General features: G+C 70.0%; 18 protein-coding genes. 14 read left to right on the top strand and 4 right to left on the bottom strand.

What is annotated here, in order from left to right:
- Window positions 1–28 precede the first annotated feature (28 nt).
- From shc to I004_RS0105865, 4 genes are all read left to right on the top strand, one after another.
- Window positions 29–2,041 (top strand): squalene--hopene cyclase, encoded by a 2,013-nt coding sequence (shc, locus tag I004_RS0105880; RefSeq protein WP_028434712.1) that lies wholly within the window; start codon window positions 29–31, stop codon window positions 2,039–2,041.
- On the top strand, window positions 2,038–2,730 hold the full coding sequence (locus I004_RS0105875) for a phosphorylase family protein (protein WP_028434711.1): 693 nt from the start codon (window positions 2,038–2,040) through the stop codon (window positions 2,728–2,730). The genes shc and I004_RS0105875 overlap by 4 nt, the downstream gene beginning before the upstream one ends.
- Window positions 2,731–2,737: 7 nt before the next feature.
- Complete coding sequence (gene hpnH, locus I004_RS0105870) at window positions 2,738–3,751, top strand: adenosyl-hopene transferase HpnH (RefSeq protein ID WP_028434710.1); 1,014 nt, start codon at window positions 2,738–2,740, stop codon at window positions 3,749–3,751.
- 81 nt (window positions 3,752–3,832) lie between these two features.
- Window positions 3,833–5,215 (top strand): class-III pyridoxal-phosphate-dependent aminotransferase, encoded by a 1,383-nt coding sequence (locus I004_RS0105865; protein WP_028434709.1) that lies wholly within the window; start codon window positions 3,833–3,835, stop codon window positions 5,213–5,215.
- A 21-nt stretch (window positions 5,216–5,236) separates the two neighbouring features.
- Here I004_RS0105865 and I004_RS0105860 read toward each other — a convergent pair whose 3' ends face one another.
- Window positions 5,237–6,028, bottom strand: coding sequence for a tyrosine-protein phosphatase (locus I004_RS0105860; protein ID WP_028434708.1), 792 nt, complete (start codon window positions 6,026–6,028; stop codon window positions 5,237–5,239).
- A gap of 982 nt (window positions 6,029–7,010) precedes the next feature.
- On the opposite strand from I004_RS0105860, the gene I004_RS32480 reads away from it, so the two are divergent.
- The 5 genes from I004_RS32480 (at window position 7,011) to I004_RS0105835 (ending at window position 10,948) form a co-directional block, all read left to right on the top strand.
- Complete coding sequence (locus tag I004_RS32480; RefSeq protein ID WP_486579758.1) at window positions 7,011–8,786, top strand: sensor histidine kinase; 1,776 nt, start codon at window positions 7,011–7,013, stop codon at window positions 8,784–8,786.
- Window positions 8,787–8,996: 210 nt separating this feature from the next.
- The gene (locus tag I004_RS0105850) at window positions 8,997–9,413 is read left to right on the top strand and encodes a roadblock/LC7 domain-containing protein (protein WP_028434707.1); all 417 of its coding nucleotides are present in this window, start codon (window positions 8,997–8,999) and stop codon (window positions 9,411–9,413) included.
- A gap of 9 nt (window positions 9,414–9,422) precedes the next feature.
- The gene (locus tag I004_RS0105845) at window positions 9,423–9,806 is read left to right on the top strand and encodes a DUF742 domain-containing protein (RefSeq protein ID WP_028434706.1); all 384 of its coding nucleotides are present in this window, start codon (window positions 9,423–9,425) and stop codon (window positions 9,804–9,806) included.
- The gene (locus I004_RS0105840; RefSeq protein ID WP_028434705.1) at window positions 9,784–10,389 is read left to right on the top strand and encodes an ATP/GTP-binding protein; all 606 of its coding nucleotides are present in this window, start codon (window positions 9,784–9,786) and stop codon (window positions 10,387–10,389) included. Before I004_RS0105845 ends, I004_RS0105840 begins: the two co-directional genes overlap by 23 nt.
- The gene (locus I004_RS0105835; protein ID WP_028434704.1) at window positions 10,379–10,948 is read left to right on the top strand and encodes a GAF domain-containing protein; all 570 of its coding nucleotides are present in this window, start codon (window positions 10,379–10,381) and stop codon (window positions 10,946–10,948) included. The genes I004_RS0105840 and I004_RS0105835 overlap by 11 nt, the downstream gene beginning before the upstream one ends.
- A 62-nt stretch (window positions 10,949–11,010) precedes the next feature.
- Here I004_RS0105835 and I004_RS0105830 read toward each other — a convergent pair whose 3' ends face one another.
- On the bottom strand, window positions 11,011–12,213 hold the full coding sequence (locus tag I004_RS0105830) for an acyl-CoA dehydrogenase family protein (protein WP_028434703.1): 1,203 nt from the start codon (window positions 12,211–12,213) through the stop codon (window positions 11,011–11,013).
- Between the two features lie 669 nt (window positions 12,214–12,882).
- Between I004_RS0105830 and I004_RS0105825 the strand changes: the two genes are divergently transcribed.
- Together I004_RS0105825 and I004_RS0105820 are read left to right on the top strand one after the other, a co-directional pair.
- Complete coding sequence (locus I004_RS0105825) at window positions 12,883–13,824, top strand: alpha/beta hydrolase (RefSeq protein ID WP_028434702.1); 942 nt, start codon at window positions 12,883–12,885, stop codon at window positions 13,822–13,824.
- 105 nt (window positions 13,825–13,929) lie between these two features.
- Window positions 13,930–14,220, top strand: coding sequence for an MmcQ/YjbR family DNA-binding protein (locus tag I004_RS0105820; RefSeq protein WP_051344786.1), 291 nt, complete (start codon window positions 13,930–13,932; stop codon window positions 14,218–14,220).
- Window positions 14,221–14,261: 41 nt separating this feature from the next.
- Here the strand turns inward: I004_RS0105820 and I004_RS32475 are convergent, their stop codons facing one another.
- Complete coding sequence (locus I004_RS32475) at window positions 14,262–16,475, bottom strand: EAL domain-containing protein (RefSeq protein WP_037975065.1); 2,214 nt, start codon at window positions 16,473–16,475, stop codon at window positions 14,262–14,264.
- Window positions 16,472–17,293, bottom strand: a complete 822-nt coding sequence (locus tag I004_RS0105810) for an SAM-dependent methyltransferase (protein WP_028434700.1) — start codon at window positions 17,291–17,293, stop codon at window positions 16,472–16,474. The genes I004_RS32475 and I004_RS0105810 overlap by 4 nt, the downstream gene beginning before the upstream one ends.
- 607 nt (window positions 17,294–17,900) lie before the next feature.
- Between I004_RS0105810 and I004_RS0105805 the strand changes: the two genes are divergently transcribed.
- From I004_RS0105805 to I004_RS32465, 3 genes are all read left to right on the top strand, one after another.
- On the top strand, window positions 17,901–18,101 hold the full coding sequence (locus I004_RS0105805; protein WP_028434699.1) for a DUF2180 family protein: 201 nt from the start codon (window positions 17,901–17,903) through the stop codon (window positions 18,099–18,101).
- 113 nt (window positions 18,102–18,214) lie between these two features.
- The gene (locus I004_RS32470; RefSeq protein WP_158677007.1) at window positions 18,215–18,553 is read left to right on the top strand and encodes a DUF6343 family protein; all 339 of its coding nucleotides are present in this window, start codon (window positions 18,215–18,217) and stop codon (window positions 18,551–18,553) included.
- 49 nt (window positions 18,554–18,602) lie between these two features.
- On the top strand, window positions 18,603–19,106 hold the full coding sequence (locus tag I004_RS32465; protein WP_199779333.1) for a midas domain-containing protein: 504 nt from the start codon (window positions 18,603–18,605) through the stop codon (window positions 19,104–19,106).
- Window positions 19,107–19,169: the final 63 nt, after the last annotated feature.

Here is a 19,169-nt window from a genome sequence, read left to right as displayed (position 1 = left end):
GTCACCGGAACCTCCGGAAGGTAGTGAGATGACAGCTACGACGGACAGCGGTGCCGGGGCGATGGCCACCGCTGTGTCGGCGGGTCCCGAGAGCCTTGAGGCCCGCGCGCAACGGGCGGCCGGCCTCGCCGTGGAGAACCTGCTCGCCAGGCAGGACGCGGAGGGCTGGTGGAAAGGCGACCTGGAGACCAACGTCACCATGGATGCCGAGGACCTGCTGCTGCGCGAGTTCCTCGGCATCCGCGACGAGAGCACCACGCGGGAGGCGGCCCGCTTCGTACGGTCCCAGCAGGGCCAGGACGGCACCTGGGCGACCTTCCACGGCGGGCCGGGAGACCTCTCCACGACGATCGAGGCGTACGTCGCGCTCCGGCTCGCCGGCGATCGTCCGGACGCACCGCACATGGAACGTGCCTCGGCCTGGGTGCGGGAGCAGGGCGGAGTCGCCGCGAGCCGGGTCTTCACGCGGATCTGGCTGGCGCTCTTCGGCTGGTGGCGCTGGGCGGACCTGCCCGAGATGCCACCGGAGGTGATCTGGTTCCCGAAGTGGTTCCCCCTCAACATCTACGACTTCGGCTGCTGGGCACGGCAGACGATCGTCCCGCTCACCGTCGTGTGCGCGAAGCGCCCCGTACGGGCGGCGCCCTTCTCGCTGGACGAGCTTCACCGTGACCCGGCACGTCCGAACCCTTCTCGCGGCATGGCGCCCGCGGCCAGCTGGGAGGGTTTCTTCCAGCGTCTGGACCGGAGCCTGCACGCCTACCGCAAGGTCGCCTCGCGCTCCCTGCGCAGAGCCGCGCTGCGCAGCGCCGCCCGGTGGATCATCGAGCGGCAGGAGAACGACGGCTGCTGGGGAGGCATCCAGCCGCCCGCCGTGTACTCGCTGATCGCGCTGCGGCTGCTCGGCTACGACCTGGACCATCCGGTCATGCGGGCGGGCCTGTCGGCCCTCGACAGCTACACGGTCCGCTACGAGGGCGGCCGGGGCGGCGACACCGGCGAGGCGCAGGACGGTCCGATGCGGATGGTCGAGGCGTGCCAGTCCCCGGTCTGGGACACCTGCCTGGCGACCATCGCGCTCGCCGACGCCGGCGTGGCCCCCGACCACCCGGCGCTCGTCAAGGCAGCCGACTGGATGCTCGGCGAGCAGGTGTTACGGCGGGGGGACTGGTCCGTACGCAAGCCTCAACTGCCGCCGGGCGGCTGGGCGTTCGAGTTCCACAACGACAACTACCCTGACGCGGACGACACCGCCGAGGTCGTCCTCGCACTGCGCCGCGTACGCCACCACGACCAGGCGCGTGTGGACACCGCAGTACGCAGAGGCGTTCGCTGGAGCCTGGGCATGCAGTCCAGGAACGGAGCCTGGGGCGCCTTCGACGCCGACAACGACAGCCCCTTCCCCAACCGGCTTCCCTTCTGCGACTTCGGCGAAGTCATCGATCCGCCCTCTGCCGACGTCACCGCGCACATGGTGGAGATGCTCTCGGCCGAGGGACGCCGCGACGACACCCGGGTGCGCCGGGCCGTGTCCTGGCTGCTGTCGGAACAGGAGATCAGCGGAGCCTGGTTCGGCCGCTGGGGCGTCAACTACATCTACGGCACCGGTTCCGTGGTGCCGGCTCTCATCGCCGCGGGGCTGCCCGCCTCCCACCCGGCCGTCCGGCGCGCCGCCTGCTGGCTGGAGAGCGTCCAGAACGGCGACGGCGGCTGGGGCGAGGACCTGCGCTCCTACCGGCCGGGCCACGAGCGCGAATGGGCCGGACGCGGTACCTCTACGGCCTCGCAGACCGGCTGGGCGCTGCTGGCGCTGCTCGCGGCGGGGGAGCGGGACTCGATGGCGGTGGAGCAGGGGATCAACTGGCTCGTGCGGACGCAGCGCGACGACGGCTCCTGGGACGAGCCGCATTTCACCGGTACGGGCTTCCCGTGGGACTTCTCCATCAACTACCACCTCTACCGGCAGGTCTTCCCGCTCACCGCTCTCGGCCGGTATCTGCACGGTCCGGGCACCGGAACCGGGCGGCAGGAAGAGAGATGACGCCCTCCGGTGACCGCGGCCCCCTGCTGATCGCCTGCGCGCTGGGCATCGAGCGGCTCGCGCTACGGCGCTTCGGCGACGCCCCGGAGGGGGCGGCAGGCCCGGTCACCGTACTGCGCACCGGCATGGGCCCCCTGGCTGCCGGACGCGCGGTCGCCAGGGCCCTGCGCGACGAGCCCGAGGCCGGCATGACAGCCGTCGTCGCGACGGGATTCTGCGCGGGACTCCTGCCCGGCATGCATCCCGGGGACCTGGTCGTCGCCGACGAGACACGGGACGCCTCGGGACGCACGGAGTGCACCGGCACGGAGCTGCTGGCCAACGCGCTGCGCCCCTACGGAACCGTGCACGTCGGACCGCTCGCCGGCTCCGCGCACATCGTGCACGGGCCATCACGTGCCGCTCTGCGCACCACCACCGCCGCCGTGGCCGCCGACATGGAGTCGGCCGCCACGCTCCGCACGGCCACAATGCCCGCCGGGCGGCCCGATGCCTCCGGGGGTCCGCAGCCCACGGCGCCGGAGCGAAGACGTCCCGTTGCGGCCGTACGGGTGGTGGTCGACGCGCCCGGACATGAACTGATCCGTCTCGGGACACTGCGAGGTGGAATATCGGCATTCCGCATGCTTCGCGGAGTTATGCCCGCATTCCTCGAATGGCACCGATCCTTGCTGCTCCCCTGGAGGTGAGCGAGTCATGGCCATGCCTCTGCGTCAGACCGTCCGAATCGGCAGCTATCTCTTCCAGCAGAAGCTGCGAGGCCGCGAGAAGTTCCCGTTGATCGTCGAGCTGGAGCCGCTGTACGCATGCAACCTGGCGTGTGAGGGCTGCGGGAAGATCCAGCACCCGGCGGGAGTGCTCAAGCAGCGGATGCCGGTCGCGCAGGCGGTGGGTGCGGTGACGGAGTCGGGTGCGCCGATGGTCTCGATCGCCGGCGGCGAGCCGCTGATGCACCCCCAGATCGGCGAGATCGTCCGCCAGCTGGTGGCGAAGAGGAAGTACGTCTTCCTGTGCACCAACGCCATGTTGCTGCGCAAGAAGCTGGACCAGTTCACGCCCTCCCGCTACTTCGCCTTCGCGGTGCACATCGACGGGCTGCGCGAGCGGCACGACGAATCGGTGGCGAAGGAAGGTGTCTTCGACGAGGCGGTCGAGGCGATGAAGGAGGCCAAGCGGCGCGGTTTCCGCGTCACCACCAACTCCACCTTCTTCAACACGGACACGCCTCAGACCGTCATCGAGGTGCTCGACTTCCTCAACGACGACCTGAAGGTGGACGAGATGATGATCTCGCCCGCCTACGCATACGAAAAGGCCCCGGATCAGGAGCACTTCCTCGGCGTCGAGCAGACCCGTGAGCTGTTCCGCAAGGCCTTCGCAGGTGGTAACAGGCGCCGCTGGCGGCTCAATCACAGCCCGCTCTTCCTCGACTTCCTCGAAGGCAAGGCCGACTTCCCCTGCACGGCCTGGGCGATCCCCAACTACTCCCTCTTCGGCTGGCAGCGGCCCTGCTACCTGATGAGCGACGGCTACGTGCCCACGTACAAGGAACTCGTCGAGGAGACCGACTGGGAGGCCTACGGCCGCGGCCGGGACGCCCGCTGCGCCAACTGCATGGCGCACTGCGGCTACGAGCCCACCGCCGTGCTGGCCACGATGGGCTCCCTCAAGGAGTCGCTCCGAGCGGCCCGCGAGACCGCGCGGGCCTGACGCCGGACATCTGCGGCGCCGCGTCCCGCCGGGCCGCCCACATCACCACGAGGCAACCGACACCGGGAAGAGGGCTGGGGGATGAGCGACTTCGACCTCACCGAGCTGCTGGCGGAACGCGGAGCCGAGCGGTACGAGTTGCACGCGCGTCACCTCAACCATCAGCAGCCGCGGATGCTGCGGACGATCGGCTTCGACAAGGTCTACGAACGGGCCGAGGGCGCCCGGCTCTTCGACGCCGAGGGACACGACTACCTCGACATGCTCGCCGGGTTCGGAGTGATGGGGATCGGACGCCACCACCCGGTGGTGCGGCAGGCACTGCACGACGTGCTGGAGGCCCAACTCGCCGACCTCACCCGCTTCGACTGCCCCCCGTTGCCGGGGCTGCTCGCCGAGCGGCTGCTCGCCCTCGCGCCCGGCATGGAGCGGGTCTACTTCGGCAACAGTGGCACGGAGGCGGTCGAGACGGCGCTGAAGTTCGCCCGCTGCGCCACCGGTCGCCCGCGAATCCTCTACTGCGACCACGCATTCCACGGGCTCACCACCGGCTCGCTCTCCGTCAACGGGGAGGCCACGTTCCGGCGCGGGTTCGGCCCGCTCCTGCCGGACACGGCAATGCCGCTGGGCGATCTGGAGGCTCTGGAGCGGGAGTTGAAGAAGGGAGAGGTCGCGGGACTCATCGTCGAGCCGATCCAGGGCAAGGGCGTACACCCCGCGCCGCCGGGCTATCTGGCAGCCGCCCGTGAAATGCTGCACCGCCACGGCGCGTTGCTGATCGTGGACGAGGTGCAGACGGGGCTGGGGCGCACGGGTGACTTCTTCGCCTATCAGCACGAGGAGGACGTGCGGCCGGACCTCGTGTGCGTCGCCAAGGCCCTCTCCGGCGGCTACGTACCGGTCGGCGCGACGATGGGGAAGGAGTGGATCTTCAAGAAGGTCTACTCCTCGATGGACCGGGTGCAGGTCCACTCGGCGAGCTTCGGGGCCAACGCACAGGCGATGGCCGCCGGGCTGGCGACCCTGGCCGTGCTGGAGAACGAGGACCTCACCGCCAGGGCCCGCCGCACGGGCGAGCTGCTGCGCGACCGACTCGCGGGGCTCGTGGGGGACTACGAGATGCTGCACGAGGTGCGCGGGCGCGGCCTGATGATCGGCATCGAGTTCGGCAGGCCCAAGTCCCTGAAGCTGCGCGGGCGTTGGACGATGCTGCAGGCGGCGCGCAAGGGTCTGTTCGCGCAGATGGTGGTCCTGCCGCTGCTCCAGCGGCACCGCATCCTCACCCAGGTCTCCGGCGACGAGCTCGAAGTCATCAAGCTCACCCCGCCGTTGGTGATCGGCGAGCCCGAGGCGGACAGGTTCGTCCGAGCCTTCAAGGAGATCATGGACGAGGCGCACGACGGCGGCGGCCTCATGTGGGAGTTCGGGCGGGACCTGATCAGGCAGGCGGCGGCGAACCGCTGAGCACGACGCCCACGCCCGGCGTCAGCCGTCCTCGAGCATCCTCTCCTGAAGGCGCTCACGGGTGGCCCGGTCCAGGCCGAGTCCCTCGGTGAGGTACCGCTCGACGCCGCCCCACATCTCGTCGATGGTGTTGAGGGCGGCGTGCAGATACGCGGCGCGCGCGTCGAAGAGCGGCGAGAGCAGTTCCGCCACCTCGGGGGAGATCTTGCCCTTCGAACCGCGGTGCATCTTGTAGCGGCGGTGCGGGGAGTTGGACTGCAGATAGTCGTCCTCGATCGCCTCCTGCTCCACGCCCAGCGCCATCAGCGTCACGGCGACGGAGAGTCCGGCGCGGTCCTTGCCCGCCGCGCAGTGCATCAGCGCGGGCACGCTGTCCTCCGCGAGGGCGTGCAGGATCCGGCTGTGCTCCGCCGTGCGGTTCTTGATCATGGAACGGTACGAGGCGATCATGCGCGTCGCGCCCCGGCCGTCGGAGAGGACCGACCGCAGCTGCTCCAGCTCGCCGTCGCGCACCATCTTCCAGAACTCCGCGCCGTCGGCCGGGTCGGACAGCGGGATGTTCACGTTGCGCACGCCCGGCAGGTCCACGTCCGGGCCCTCGAGGGCCTGGTCGGCGGAGTTGCGGAAGTCGAAGACCGTGTGCAGCCCCAGACCGCCGAGGAATGTCGCGTCCTCCGGCGTCGCGTGGGCGAGGTGGCCGCTGCGGAAGAGCGTTCCGTGCCGCAGCCGGCGCCCGTCCGCCGTCGGTACTCCGCCTACGTCGCGGAAATTGCGCACCCCGGTCAACGCGGGTTCGGTGGACTGCTGGCTCACGGATGCTCCTCGTCTGCGCGACAGCGGATGCCCGATCCGACGATACGACATGAAGGAGTGCGGGGCCGGAAGGGCGGAGATGCGCTGTCACGTACTGCACTCGACGTCCTTCGGAGAGTAATCAGTGCGGCTCTGTGGTGGCGCAGTGAGCCGGTCGTTTCGGCGGGGTCGAATTCCGGCCCAATATCCGGAGTTGTGAATCGGGGGCGGCGAGGGAGTGCGCGTGGAGAATATGCCGGTGTCAGCCGTCGGGTGCCGGTCCTGCATATGCGCGTATGAGCTCTTCGCCCGAATCGGCTCACGCGGCCAGGGAGTCGGAGCGATTCCGTTTGTGAATCGGTTCAGGGGGGTGACGGCCACGCGGTCGCGCGCTCCGGGTGCGCGACTCGAACTCGCCGTTCGTTACGGCGTATTCGCAGCTCAGTGCCGGTGTCCATGTGAACTCGATCTGAAGCGTGGCGAGTTGGCGGTCGGCGGGCGTGCGGAGGGTGGGGCGGTGCCGGAGGTGGCGAAGAGTAACCGCGAGGCTGCGCAAGGGAGTTACGATCACCTCGCGCACCCCGCACCCACGGTTGCGATCTTCACTCGTTAGGAGCTGGCGAAGGGTGGCGAATATGTCATCGGCGTCCGCCATGAGTGGTTGTGAGCACTAGCGTGGCCGTGGCGTTGCAGGAGCCGACGTGCACTGTGCTCGTGCTTCGAAGAAGCCCACCAGCAGACCTCAAGTCAACCGAGGAATCCGATGCCTGAACCCCCGAGCCACGCGGTGCAGACAGGAAGGGGAACAACCGGTCCCGCACACCTCACAGGGTCCCGCCCCGGGAACGCTCCGCTCCCGGTCGCCTTCCACGGGCCCAGTGGTGCAGCACCGCACAGCGCGCCGGCGGCACACGCGGCGGCCGGCGCCGGCAACGGCTCCCGGCGACGGCACGGCCGCACCCCGGCACGTCAGAGCCAGGGCGACGCCGCGATCAGACGCAGCATGGTGCGCCTGGCCGTCTTCCCCGCGGGGGTCATCGCCGTGGCCGGCGCCGCGGTCGTCGCGTACGTGATGAGCGCGGAGGCGGGCGCCGGCGCGTCCGGCGCCGCCGCACAGGGCACGAACGACATCGTCCTCTGGAGCATCCTCGGGGCGGCACTCTTACTCGTCTGCGGTGTCATCTTCGGTGCCGCACACTCCGCCACCACGCAGTCCCGCCGCGCTCTCGAGCGCCAAGCCGCGCTGCGCCGCTCCGTCGCACGGGGGCATTCCCAGATCCGTGCCCTGGTGAGCGCCCTGGAACAGGGCGAACGCCCGCGTCCCCGCCAGCTGCCGGTACCGGCCGAACCGGGCCCGCAGGCAGACGCGTTCGAACTGCTCACCCACGAACTCACCCTCGCCCAGCACGCCGCCGAGACGGCCGTGACCGAGGTCGTGGCACTCGTACGCAGCAACTCCAGCGGCAGCGAGGAGAAGGTCGAGGTCTTCGTCAACCTCGCCCGGCGCCTGCAGTCCCTCGTGCACCGAGAGATCGAGCTCCTGGACGAGCTGGAGAACGAGGTCGAGGACCCCGACCTGCTCAAGGGGCTCTTCCACGTCGACCACCTCGCCACCCGCATCCGCCGGCACGCGGAGAACCTCGCCGTCCTCGGCGGTGCCGTCTCGCGCCGCCAGTGGAGCCGTCCGGTCACGATGACGGAGGTGCTGCGCTCCTCCATCGCCGAGGTCGAGCAGTATCCGCGGGTCAAGCTCGTACCGCCCATCGAGGGCACCCTGCGCGGCCACGCCGTCGCCGACGTGATCCACCTGCTCGCCGAACTCGTCGAGAACGCCACGGTGTTCTCCGCGCCGCAGACCCAGGTGCTGCTGCGCGCGCAGCACGTGACCGCGGGCCTGGCCATCGAGGTCGAGGACCGCGGACTCGGCATGCCCGCCACCGAGCAGAACCGCATGAACGCCGTGCTCTCCGACCCCGAGCGCATCGACGTCGGTGAGCTGCTCCAGGACGGGCGGATCGGGCTGTTCGTGGTCTCCGCGCTCGCGCAGCGGCACGGCATCGTCGTACAGCTGCAGAGCAACATCTACGGCGGGATCCAGGCCGTGCTGGTGCTGCCCCGTGAGGTGCTCGGCGAGGATCCGGGCGCCGTCGAGCAGTCCGGCGCCGCGGTCGCAGCCGGTGCGAACGGCTCCGGGGGCGGCGGCCGCGCGGTCGTCGGCGCCCGCATGCCGCGCGCACGCACCGAGAGTTCGGAACATCCGCAGCAGCCTGCCGCGGAGCCGGCGGGCGTCGTCCCCCCTCAGGTGCCCTGGCCGGAGGCCGGATCACCGGCGGCACGTGCCGCCGTTCCGCAGCCCCAGCCGCAACAGGATGGGCAGTCCCGGCCCCAGCCCTCCCGGCACCAGCCGCAACGACAGCCGCAGCCGGAACCCACCACATCGTCGCCCGCCGGGGCCCGGCCCGGTCCGCAGCCCAACGTCCAGGCGTCCCAGCAGCGTTCGGCACCGGCTGCGGGTGCCACGAACGGCGAGCGCCCCGAACTTCCCAGGCGCCGGCGCCAGGAACACCTCGTCCCCGAGCTGCGAGAGGTACCCGCCGCCAGGGGCGGTGAAGGTGCGGACGGCAGCTGGGACGAGGCCGTGCAGGGCCACGACCCCGGCCTGCTGGCCGCGTTCCGGCGGGGCACCAGCCTCGCCGAGGACTCCGACGGCAACACCGACGGCGCAAGGAACGGCCACGCCGACGGCACCGGCACCGACGCCGCCTACCCCGCCAACTAGGGCCCGGCCGGTGCGCTTTCCGCGATCCTCCGGCCTTCGGCATGGGCATCCCCACCTGTCCATCGGCACGGCGGATCACATGTCCCCGACCCCGCGGCGGTACGTACCGCACGCCGCGGGCCCGATCTAGAGATTCCGAAGGACCGGGCCCGGAGCGGCCCTGGTCCCGCCCGCTCTGCGGTCCCCGCCCTGAAGGAGAAGAACGCGATCATGGTGAGCGAAGCCCCCATCGGCCACACGGCAGACCTCTCCTGGCTGCTGACCGGACTCGTCCAGCGTGTTCCCCACACGCGCAGCGCGCTGCTGCTGTCCTCCGACGGCCTGGTCAAGGCCGCACACGGTCTGGAGACCGACACCGCCGACCACATGGCGGCCCTGGCGTCCGGCCTGTACTCCCTGGCGCGCAGCGCCGGAGTGCGGTTCGGCGACGGCGGTGAGGTGCGCCAAGTGGTCGTGGAACTCGACACCTCGCTGCTCTTCGTCTCGACCGCGGGGCAGGGCGCCTGCCTCGCCGTGCTCGCCGGGAGCGACGCGGACGCCGCCGTGCTCGGATACGAGATGGCGATGCTGGTGAAGAGCGTCCGTCCGTATCTGGGCACACCGGCGCGACAGCCTGCCGGCCACTGAGGCGGCCGGATGAGACAGGAACCGTTAGAAGGGCCGTGGCTCGACGACGACGCCGGGCGGCTGATCCGCCCGTACACCGTGAGCAACGGCCGTACCAAGCCCACGTCCCAATTCGACCTTCTGACACTGGTGATGGCCACCGGCGACCGCCCGAACAACTACCTGGGCCCGGACCACAGCCATGTGCTGAAGCTGTGCGGCGGGCCCGTCTCCGTCGCCGAGATCGCCGCACAGATAGCCCAGCCCGCAGTGGTCACCAAGGTGCTGCTGTCCGACCTCGTGGACTGCGGAGCCATCACTTCGCGTGCCCCGGGGCGTGCGCCGCTGGGAGACGACCCGACCGATCGAGACCTGCTGGAGGCGGTGCTGGATGGGCTCCGTAGACGACTCTGAAGTGAGCCGTGCCGATCCGTTCCCTACCGCGCTGAAGATCCTCGTGGCCGGCGGCTTCGGCGTCGGCAAGACGACGTTCGTCGGCGCCGTGAGCGAGATCGAGCCGCTCAGTACGGAGGAGCTGCTCACTCAGGTCAGCGCGGCCACCGACAGCCTGGACGGCGTCGAGGACAAGGCGACCACCACGGTGGCCATGGACTTCGGCCGCATCACGCTCAGCGCCGCGCACATGCTCTATCTCTTCGGCACCCCGGGGCAGGAGCGCTTCTGGTTCATGTGGAACGAGCTGTCCGAGGGCGCCCTGGGCGCGGTGGTGCTCGCCGATACCCGGCGCCTCGAACACAGCTTCGCCGCCGTGGACTTCTTCGAGCGGCGGGGGATCACCTTCATCGTCGCGGTCAACGAGTTCGACAACTCATACCGCTACGAACCCGACGAGGTACGGGCCGCGATCGACCTCAAGCCCGACGTGCCGGTGGTGCTGTGCGACGCCCGGCAGGCCTCTTCCGGCACGCAGGTTCTCGTCTCACTTGTCCAGCATCTGCTCAACACGAGGAGTTCCCATGGCACCGATGTCGTTTGACCCGACAAGCCACCTGCTGCTGACCCCCGAGGACGCCGAGGCGCCGAACAGGGTCGTGCGGCTGCGGGAGTTGGGCCTCGGTGAGGCTCCCGTCCCCGAGTTCGACGACTTCGCCCGCCATCTCGCGCGCGTCACCGGCGCCCCTTACGCCATGGTGAACTTCATCGACGAGGAGCAGCAGTACTTCGCCGGTCTGTACGCACCCGGGTCCGACCAGGCCGTGGAGCTGGACCCCTCGTCGAACGCGGGAGGCGACGTCGGCCGCGTGATGGCCCGCGACCACGGCTACTGCCCGCACGTCATCGTGCGGCGCAAGGCCCTGGTGCTGGAGGACGTGTGCGACTACCCGCGCTTCGCGGGGAATCCCGTCGTCGACGAGATCGGTATCCGCTCCTACCTCGGGGCCCCGCTCATAGACCGGACGGGCATGGCCCTCGGCACCGTGTGCGTGGTCGACCAGGAGCCCCGGCCGTGGGGACGGCAGGGGCTGGAGACCATCAAGTCGATGGCGGCGGACCTCGTGGAGCAGATCCACCGGCGGGAGCACCAGGGGCCCTGACCCCGGCGCGGCCCTCCCGGGCGGGCCGGGGTGCCGGCCACCCGTGCCGGCCCCGCTCCTGGTCAGCCGGCGGGCTCGGACTCGCAGCGCACGAGTTCGCTCAGCCGCTCGGACCAGGAGCCCTTGGCGGTTCCGAGGGCGACCTCTCCCAGGCGCAGCCGCTGGACGTCGGAGGTGCCGGCCGGGGCGAAGATGTGGTGGGCGTCGCGCAGGTACCGCTCGACGGGCCGGTCGGTGAAGAGGCCGCATGCCGCGTGGATCTCCATGGCGTCGCGCGCGGAGTCCAGGGCGTACTCCACGTTCACCAGCTTGGCGTTCATCAACTCGGCGTCGCAGGGCAGCCCTTGGTCGAGGAGATGGACGGCGTGGTAGGCGGCCAGACGTGCCGTCATCAGCCGTGACTGCATCTGTCCGAGCTTCATCTTGATGGAGCCGAGCTCGCCGAGCGGAGCGTCGTAGCGCTGCCGCTCGGAGCAGAACGCGGAGGTCTCGTCCAGGATCGCCTGGTGGATGCCGAGGGAGACGGCGGTGAGGTTCGCGCGCCCGTACAGAACGCTGGAGGAGTAGGCGACGGCGAGACCGTCACCCTCCTCGCCGAGCCGGTGGGCCGCGGGCACCCGGCAGTCGTCGAAGATCAGCTCGCCGAAGCTGAAACCGTGCAGCCCCATCGCGGGCCGCTGGCGGCCCAGGGAGAAGCCCGGGGTGCCGGACTCCACGAGGAAGGCGGTGAGGCCCCCGGAGCCGGGGCCGGTGCGCACCACGACGCCGTGGAGGTCGCCGACGTGGGAGTTGCCGACGTAGACCTTGCTGCCGTTGAGGAGGTAGTCGTCGCCGTCCCGGACTGCGGAGGAGGTCATTCCGAGTACGTGGCCGCCGGAACCGGGTTCTGTCACCGCTATGGTCGGCAGGCAATCGCCGGAGGCAATTGCAGGTAGCCAGGTTTTCTTTTGCTCTTCGTTGCCGAAGTGAATGATCTTGGCGGCGCCGAGCTGTGACGCCTGCACCATGGCGCCCATCGCGCCGCTCACCCTGGACAGTTCCTCGATCACCACGGTCTTGCCGAGGTGACCCACACCCATGCCTCCGTATCCGGCCGGGACGGTGGCCCCGATCCACCCTTGACGGGCGATCAGACGTGACAGTCCGACGGACGCGGTGCGGCTGGCTTCCATCTCGGCTATTCGGGGTGTGACCTCGTTCTTCGCGAACTCCCGGACCGCCGTGCGTAATTCCTCGTGGCGATGGTCCGTGAAGTAGCGTTCCATGACGAGCCCTTCTCCGCGGGTGGCTCCGCTTCTGGTCGGGCGGAGTCGTGCATCGGTAGCTGACCCGCCCCTGGCATAGGCCGACCGCATTATCCTCCACTCTTTCACGGTCAGTACAAGATCGATCACAGCATTTGGCCGAAACGCTCCCTGGTGCAACTTCAACTGGCCGGTGCAAAGGGGCGGATGACGCCGACAGCGGTCGGTGCATGCGGGGACGCCCCACGAGCATTACCCAATGGCATAGCACCGTTACCGGCCGCAGTCAGCAATTCCCGGCGATTGGCGGCAACTCGACACGGGATGAGGCCGATCAGGATTCGTGAGGATGCGGCACTGATCGTCGGAGTGTGTAGCGGTTTGTGCTGGTCCGGCGCCGCTGCGGTGCTGTTCGGAGACTCGGTACGCCGGTGACTCGCGGGCGTGCGCGGCGCACGCGCCCCCCGTGAGCCGGCGGACGCGCGCTGCATCGGTCCCGTGAGTCCGGTCGTCCCGATGTGAGGCCGCCCCGACTGAGCGACGAGTACGGCCGCTACGTCATGGGTGGGACAGCACCGTCCATGCATGCTGTAGCCGTCCTCATGCCCTGGTGGCGACCTTCCCGCCGGAGGCGCCTGACAGTACGGTTACCGTCTGCGAGCGAACCAGGCGAGCGAGGAGGCAGAGACCGTGGGCGGCGTACGGCAGGACCACACGACGGCGGCGGACGGCACCACGATCGCCACCTACACCTGGCACCCCGACGACGCCGAAGGCGCGGGCAGAGTCCCGCGCGCCCTGGTGCAGATCGCCCACGGCGCGGCCGAACACGCCCAGCGCTACGACAGGTTCGCCCGCTTCCTCGGCCGCTTCGGCTACGCCGTCGTCGCCTCCGACCACCGCGGCCACGGTGCCACCGCCGAGCACACGGGCGGATACGGCGTGGTGGGTGAGAGCGGCTGGCGGGCGACAGTCGACGACCTCAAGGCCGTGGGTGACCGTGTGCGGTCCGAGCTGCCCGACGGCACGCCGTTCGTCTTCTTCGGGCACAGCATGGGCTCACAGCTGGCCCGCGACTACGTCCAGGAGTACGGGGAGGGCGTGGCCGGGCTGATCCTCTCCGGCACCTTCCGCTCCCTGCCGGGCTGTGAGGCCGAGATGGCGATCCGGCAGCTGGAGCGCGAGATCGACAAGGGCGGCCGCGACACCGTCTCGGACTTCGTGCCCGACCTGTTCAGCTCGTTCAACGACCCGTACCCGCACCGCACCGGATTCGAATGGCTCTCCCGCGACGAGGACGAGGTCGACGTCTACGCGGGCGACGAGCGCTGCGGGTTCGCCTTCAGCGCCGGGCTCTCACTGGACTGGGTGCTCGGCAGCCGCAAGATCAACGACCCCGCGCAGCTCGGACGGATCCCGCGCGACCTTCCCGTGCACATCGCCGTCGGCGACCAGGACCCCTGCAACCAGGGAATGACGCTCGTCTACGAACTCCTCGAGGACTTCCGTTACTTGGGGATGCGCGAGGTCGACTGGCGGGCGTACGCGGACGCGCGCCACGAGATCCTCAACGAGACGAATCGCGACGAGGTCCACACCGACCTGCTGCAATGGCTCGATGCGCACGTGTGAGACGCGCGCACGCAGGCCCGGAGGGGAGCAGCAGAGGTGAAGAACCGGGACAGTGAGAGACCAGGGACGGTCTCCGCCGAGGACGTCCGCGAAGTTGCCCTGTCCATGCCCGAGACGACGGAGAAGCTCGCCTGGGGGCAGCCGACGTTCCGCGTCGCGGGCAAGATGTTCGCCTCGCTCGGCGACGACGACACGACCATCGGCGTGAAGTGCCCGAGGGACGAGCGGGCCGAACTCATCGCCGCCGAACCGGCGAAGTTCTTCATCAAGCCGGGACATGACGACAACTACAGCCTCGTGAGGGTCCGTCTGGAGGCGCTCGAGGACGTGGAGGAGCTCCGCGTCATCCTTCTCGACTCCTGGCGGCAGGCGGCGCCCAAGCGGCTGAACGGCTGAGCGCCCGGCCGGGGCGGCGTGGCCGCCGGCGCGCACCCGGGTCAGGGAAGGACCGCGAAGCCCTGCTGGAAGCTGGAGGGCGGCCCCGGACGGGCGTAGTACCAGCCCTGAGCGGTGTCGCAGCCCAGGTCCCGCAGCTTCGAGGCCTGGTGCTCCGTCTCCACGCCCTCCACGGTCACGGCAAGGCCCAGAGCGTGCGCCAGCGTCACGATTCCCTCGACGAAGGTGACGTCCGCCGGGTCCGCCGGATGCTGCTGCAGGCCCCGGGTGAAGGAGCGGTCCAGCTTCAGCGTGGTGGCGGGCAGCCGGCGCAGGTTGGCGAGGTTGGAGTAGCCCGTGCCGAAGTCGTCGAGCGCGATCTCCACGCCGAGTTCGGCGAGTTGGCGCAGCGGCTTCAGCTCGTCCTCGTCGGCGCCGATCAGCGCGCTCTCCGTCACCTCCAGGCACAGCGACGAGGGCGCCATGCCCGCGGCCTCCAGCACCGCCACCGTGTCGGGCACCAGATCGGGGTGGTGCAGCTGCCTGGGGGAGAGGTTCACATTGACCCGCAGCGGCCTGCCGTCGTCCTCCGAAGCGCCCTTGCCTTTGGCCTTGCCCCGGCCCTTCTTCTTGCCCGCGTTGTTGCGCTCCTCGTGCCAGGCGCACGCCTGCCGCACGGCCTGCTCCATCACCCAGCGCCCCAACGGGACGATGAGGCCGGTGTGTTCGGCCAGCGGGATGAAGCGGTCCGGGCCGAGCAGACCGTGCACCGGGTGCTTCCAGCGCACCAGCGCCTCGGCGCCGTCCACGTGGCCGTCGCTCATGCGGATCAGCGGCTGGTACTCCAGGAAGAACTCGTCCCGCTCCAGCGCCGCCGGCAGACGGTTGGTGAGGCTGTGCCGGTCTATGGCACGGGCATCCGAGTCGGGGTCGGCCAGCTCGTAGCGGTTGCCGCCGGCGTCCTTGGCTCGGTACATCGTGATGTCCGCGCTGCGCATGACCTCTTCGGGACGCAGTTCGCCGCTCGGGCCCTCGACGATGCCGATGCTCGCCCGTACGGACAGCTCGCGTCCGTCGACGCCGATCGGGGTCGCCAGGGCCGCCAGCACCTGCCTGGCGAGCTCTGCGACCTCCTCGGAGCCCGAGGGGTCGGTGACGAGTGCGGCGAACTCGTCGCCGCCTATCCGTGCCACGAGATGGCCCGACCCGGCGGTGCAGGACTGCAGCCGCTCGGCGACGGCGATCAGCAACTGGTCGCCGACCGCGTGCCCCAGGCTGTCGTTGACGGCCTTGAAGCCGTCGATGTCGAGGTAGCACAGCCCGAAGCGCTTCACGTCGCCGCTCGCCGAGAGCAGCCGGTCGAGTCGCTCGGCGAACAGGGTGCGGTTGGGCAGACCGGTCAACTCGTCGTGCGTCGCCTCGTAACGCAGACGCAGATGCAGCAGCCGGCGCTCGGTGATGTCCTCCAGCAGCGCGAGCTGGTAGCGCGGTTCGCCGTCGGCGTCACGCAGCAGCGACACGGTGAGGTTGGTCCACAGGACGGTGCCGTCGGGCCGGTGGTACGGCTTCTCCACGCGGAAGTGGTCGCGCTCGCCGCGCACCAACTGACGGTGCATGCGCCACACATGAGGAGCGTCGTCCGGGTGCACCCACTCGTTGACGTTCCGCCGGCGCATCTCCTCCTCGGAGCGGCCGAACATCCGGGCCAGGGCACCGTTGGCGTCCCGGATGCGGCCGTCCATGTCGGCGATGGAGATGCCGATGGTGGCGTCGTTGAAGACGGCGCGGAAGCGGGTCTCACTGGCGTGCAGCGCTTCCTCGACGGCGGTCTGCGCGGCGAGCGCTGCCCGGGAGAGGGACTCCTGCTCGCTGAGGGTGCGGTCGCGCAGGGCGTGGGTGAAGCCGGCGGCGATGGAGTGCTGGAGCCGGGAGCAGCGGGCGCGCGCCTCGTCGACGTCGAGTGTGCTGCTCTCCGGGTCGCGTCCGTAGAGCACCAGATAGGAGTCGATGACGCCGAGCAGATGCGGCAGCGCGTCCGGGCTGGTGCAGTGACCGTCCACGAGCGCGGCCCCGACCTCACGGCCCACCGCGGGGGTGAAGGGATGGGCGTGGAGTGCTTCGCACAGCTGCACGGCCAACGGGTAGAGGTAGTCCTCCAGTTCGGCACGCGTCATCGAGGTCTGCGTGACCGGATAGACGGCGCGGCTCCAGATCGTCGCGAAGCGCCGTAGTCCGTCCTTCTCGAGCCCCTCGGACTCGTGCGGCCCGGGACTCACCCGACGCTTCCCGCCTTGTGGCCCACCCCGGCGTAGCCGCTGAGGAGCAGGGGATCCTCCGCCTCGGGCATGTCCTCGGGGCGCCAGCGGGGCAGCGGCACCAGCCCCGGTTCGACGAGATCGAAGCCGTCGAAGAACTGCTTGATCTCCGAGCGGGTCCGGGTGATCAGCGGTGAGCTCGTCTGTCTGTAGACGTCGCGGACCCCCCTGCCGAGGGTGCGCATCGGGCCCTTGTCCGCCGAACTGTGCGACACCACAAGGAGACTGCCGGGTGCCAGAGAGTCACTGATCTCTCTGACGGTCTTCCAGGGATCGTCCTTGTCCTCGACGAAGTGCAGGACCGCGACGAGCAGCAGCGCGACGGGCTTCCCGAAGTCCAGGAGCCGGTCGGCCTCCGCGCTGTAGAGGATGTCCTGCGGGGAGCGGAAGTCGGCCGAGACCACGTCCGCGAGGTCGTTGCCGTCGAGCACCGCGCGGCTGTGCGCGACGGCCACGGGGTCGTTGTCGACGTACACGACGCGGGCGGAGGCGTCCGCGGACTGCGCGACCTCGTGGACGTTGCCGAAGGTCGGTATGCCCGAGCCGATGTCCAGGAACTGGGTGACGCCCTCGCCGATCGCATGGCGGATGGCGCGGCGCATGAAGGCACGATTCGCCTGGATTATTTTCGGCAGCCCCGGCCAGGCTTCGATGGCGCGTTTCCCCGCTTCCCTGTCCACCTCGAAGTTGTGCGAGCCGCCCAGGTAGTAGTCATACATTCTGGACACGCTCGGCACCGTCAGGTCTATGCCCTGCGGGGCCCAGGCAGGACGCTCCATCTGGGTCTCCAGCTCGTTCAACTCCACGGCCGACTGCCGCTGGGTCATGAGGCTACTGACAGGTGCCGGGCGGTTGGAAGGAATCGGTAACTCTACGGCTTGATCTTGTCCGCTGGTACGGGCGTTTCTGGGGCATAGCACCCCGGCAAGTTACCTCCGGCCGGATGAGGACCCCGAGAACGGGACGAACTGGGCTGCCCTGCCCCTGTGTTGGCTTCCGGATCGTCCGGCGGCGCCGGATGCATGGCACCGTAACCCCCTTCGGCACGTGGGCGCCGTAGAACGGCAGACCTTCGGTGCGAATCCCGTACGGGTCGGTAGGTGCCGCACGATCCGCGCAGAGCGCATGCTCCGGTTGGGCGCCAACCCGGCGAGCAGGGCGGGCCGTTGACGGTGCGTCCGCCCGGGTCCTCGTCGCGGGTCCCGAATCCGTCGCCGTCGCTCCCCGGTGCCTCCGCTCCCCGGTGCCCTGGTCCTTCAGAGCCCTTCGGGTTCCGTCACGGACCGTAGCGGAGGGTGTGCCGTTTCCGCGCCACCGGCGGTGGCAACCCGGGCCTGGCGGCGGGCCCGCCCGCGCCCGCCGCGGGCGGCTGAAGGGAGTCCGGTCATGAACTGCTACGACTGCCTGGCACTGCAGGAGAACACCGTCGCGGTGGCCGTCTGCAGCCGCTGCGGTGCGGGGCTGTGCATGGACCATGCACATCTGGCGCCGCAGACCGTGCACGAGGCGGCCGGCACGGGCAGGTCCACGCACACGCCGAACGCACGGCGTCTCACCTGCGGTGTGTGCCACGAGGCCGAGGCCTGAGCGGGAAGCTGCCTTCTCGCCACCGGCGTCCCTGCGCGGCGCCTTCCTGCCACCGGGCGGCGCGGACTGGAGGACACTGGAAGTGGAAGCCAGAACGGGAAGAGGCGAGAGAAATGACCCTTCGCCGTCCCGGACAGCGGGCCGGGACGCCACGCCCCGAGCCGCCCCAGCCGTTCGAACGCTACTGGTCACGCACGGGGACCGAACCGGTCACGGCCCGTAGCGCGATGGGCGTCCGGCTCGTACTCGCGGTGCTCTTCACACCCGTCTTCCTGGCCGGAACCGCGCTGTTCTGGTTCTGGGCGACGCAGACGGGCCCCGGTGACGTGCCCGGCGCGGACTCTCTGCAGACCCTCACCGCGATCTGTGCCGGACTGTCGCTGTTCGCCCTCACAGACCTGATCATCTTGTTGCGGCGCAGGCGCAGGCGGCGTCCGCCGCCCTCCCGGTGAGGCCGTCATGGACGTTTTCGACTGGGCCACACGGGTACCGCCGGGTGGCATGACAGAGGACGAGGGCCACGACCCCGGCGCGGAGCCGGAGGACGAGGGCATCCCCGACGTTCAGGACGATGCGTCGCCCGAGTCGGCACTGGCGAGCGACCCCCAGCAGGCGCCTGTTCCGGGAGACGAGCCCGTGGCTGTCGAGAGCTACGGGACGACCTTCAACGAACAGGTCGCGGGCGAGTCCCTGGACGAGCGCCTGGCCGAGGAGGAGCCCGACGTCGGCGACGAGGGCGCCGAGGAACTCCCTGACGCACCGGCCGGTCAGCTCAGCGACGATCCGCTGTCGTGGCGGAGCGCCAACCAGGACACCTTCTCGACCGCGTCACCGGGGCAGGGACTGTCGGGCGAGGAGACGGCGATGCACGTCGCCGAGGACGACGAGCGTGAACTCGGCCTGGACCTCCAGGACATCGAGGAGGCCGCGGAGGGCATGGACCAGCGGCCGGACCGCCCCGCCGGACCGGAGCAGGTCGACCTGGACACCGATGAGGACCAGTGACGAGCGGCCGGCCACGAGGGCCCGAGGCGACGTCCTTCTGACGAAGATCTGCGACCGAAGCCG

The organism is Streptomyces sp. TAA486, from assembly GCF_000426165.1.
Note: the sequence above shows the minus strand (reverse complement) of the source record. Positions and strands in the feature narration are given on the sequence as shown.

What these genes read in the sequence shown, in the direction of transcription:
- I004_RS0105875 (WP_028434711.1), top strand. Translation starts at nt 2,038, where the DNA reads ATGACGCCCTCCGGTGACCGCGGCCCCCTGCTGATCGCCTGCGCGCTG.
- shc (WP_028434712.1), top strand. Translation starts at nt 29, where the DNA reads ATGACAGCTACGACGGACAGCGGTGCCGGGGCGATGGCCACCGCTGTG.
- I004_RS0105845 (WP_028434706.1), top strand. Translation starts at nt 9,423, where the DNA reads ATGAGACAGGAACCGTTAGAAGGGCCGTGGCTCGACGACGACGCCGGG.
- I004_RS32470 (WP_158677007.1), top strand. Translation starts at nt 18,215, where the DNA reads ATGACCCTTCGCCGTCCCGGACAGCGGGCCGGGACGCCACGCCCCGAG.
- I004_RS0105865 (WP_028434709.1), top strand. Translation starts at nt 3,833, where the DNA reads ATGAGCGACTTCGACCTCACCGAGCTGCTGGCGGAACGCGGAGCCGAG.
- I004_RS0105840 (WP_028434705.1), top strand. Translation starts at nt 9,784, where the DNA reads ATGGGCTCCGTAGACGACTCTGAAGTGAGCCGTGCCGATCCGTTCCCT.
- I004_RS0105850 (WP_028434707.1), top strand. Translation starts at nt 8,997, where the DNA reads ATGGTGAGCGAAGCCCCCATCGGCCACACGGCAGACCTCTCCTGGCTG.
- I004_RS32480 (WP_486579758.1), top strand. Translation starts at nt 7,011, where the DNA reads ATGGTGCGCCTGGCCGTCTTCCCCGCGGGGGTCATCGCCGTGGCCGGC.
- I004_RS0105835 (WP_028434704.1), top strand. Translation starts at nt 10,379, where the DNA reads ATGTCGTTTGACCCGACAAGCCACCTGCTGCTGACCCCCGAGGACGCC.
- hpnH (WP_028434710.1), top strand. Translation starts at nt 2,738, where the DNA reads ATGGCCATGCCTCTGCGTCAGACCGTCCGAATCGGCAGCTATCTCTTC.
- I004_RS32465 (WP_199779333.1), top strand. Translation starts at nt 18,603, where the DNA reads ATGACAGAGGACGAGGGCCACGACCCCGGCGCGGAGCCGGAGGACGAG.
- I004_RS0105820 (WP_051344786.1), top strand. Translation starts at nt 13,930, where the DNA reads ATGCCCGAGACGACGGAGAAGCTCGCCTGGGGGCAGCCGACGTTCCGC.
- I004_RS0105830 (WP_028434703.1), bottom strand. Translation starts at nt 12,213, where the DNA reads ATGGAACGCTACTTCACGGACCATCGCCACGAGGAATTACGCACGGCG.
- I004_RS0105810 (WP_028434700.1), bottom strand. Translation starts at nt 17,293, where the DNA reads ATGGAGCGTCCTGCCTGGGCCCCGCAGGGCATAGACCTGACGGTGCCG.
- I004_RS0105805 (WP_028434699.1), top strand. Translation starts at nt 17,901, where the DNA reads ATGAACTGCTACGACTGCCTGGCACTGCAGGAGAACACCGTCGCGGTG.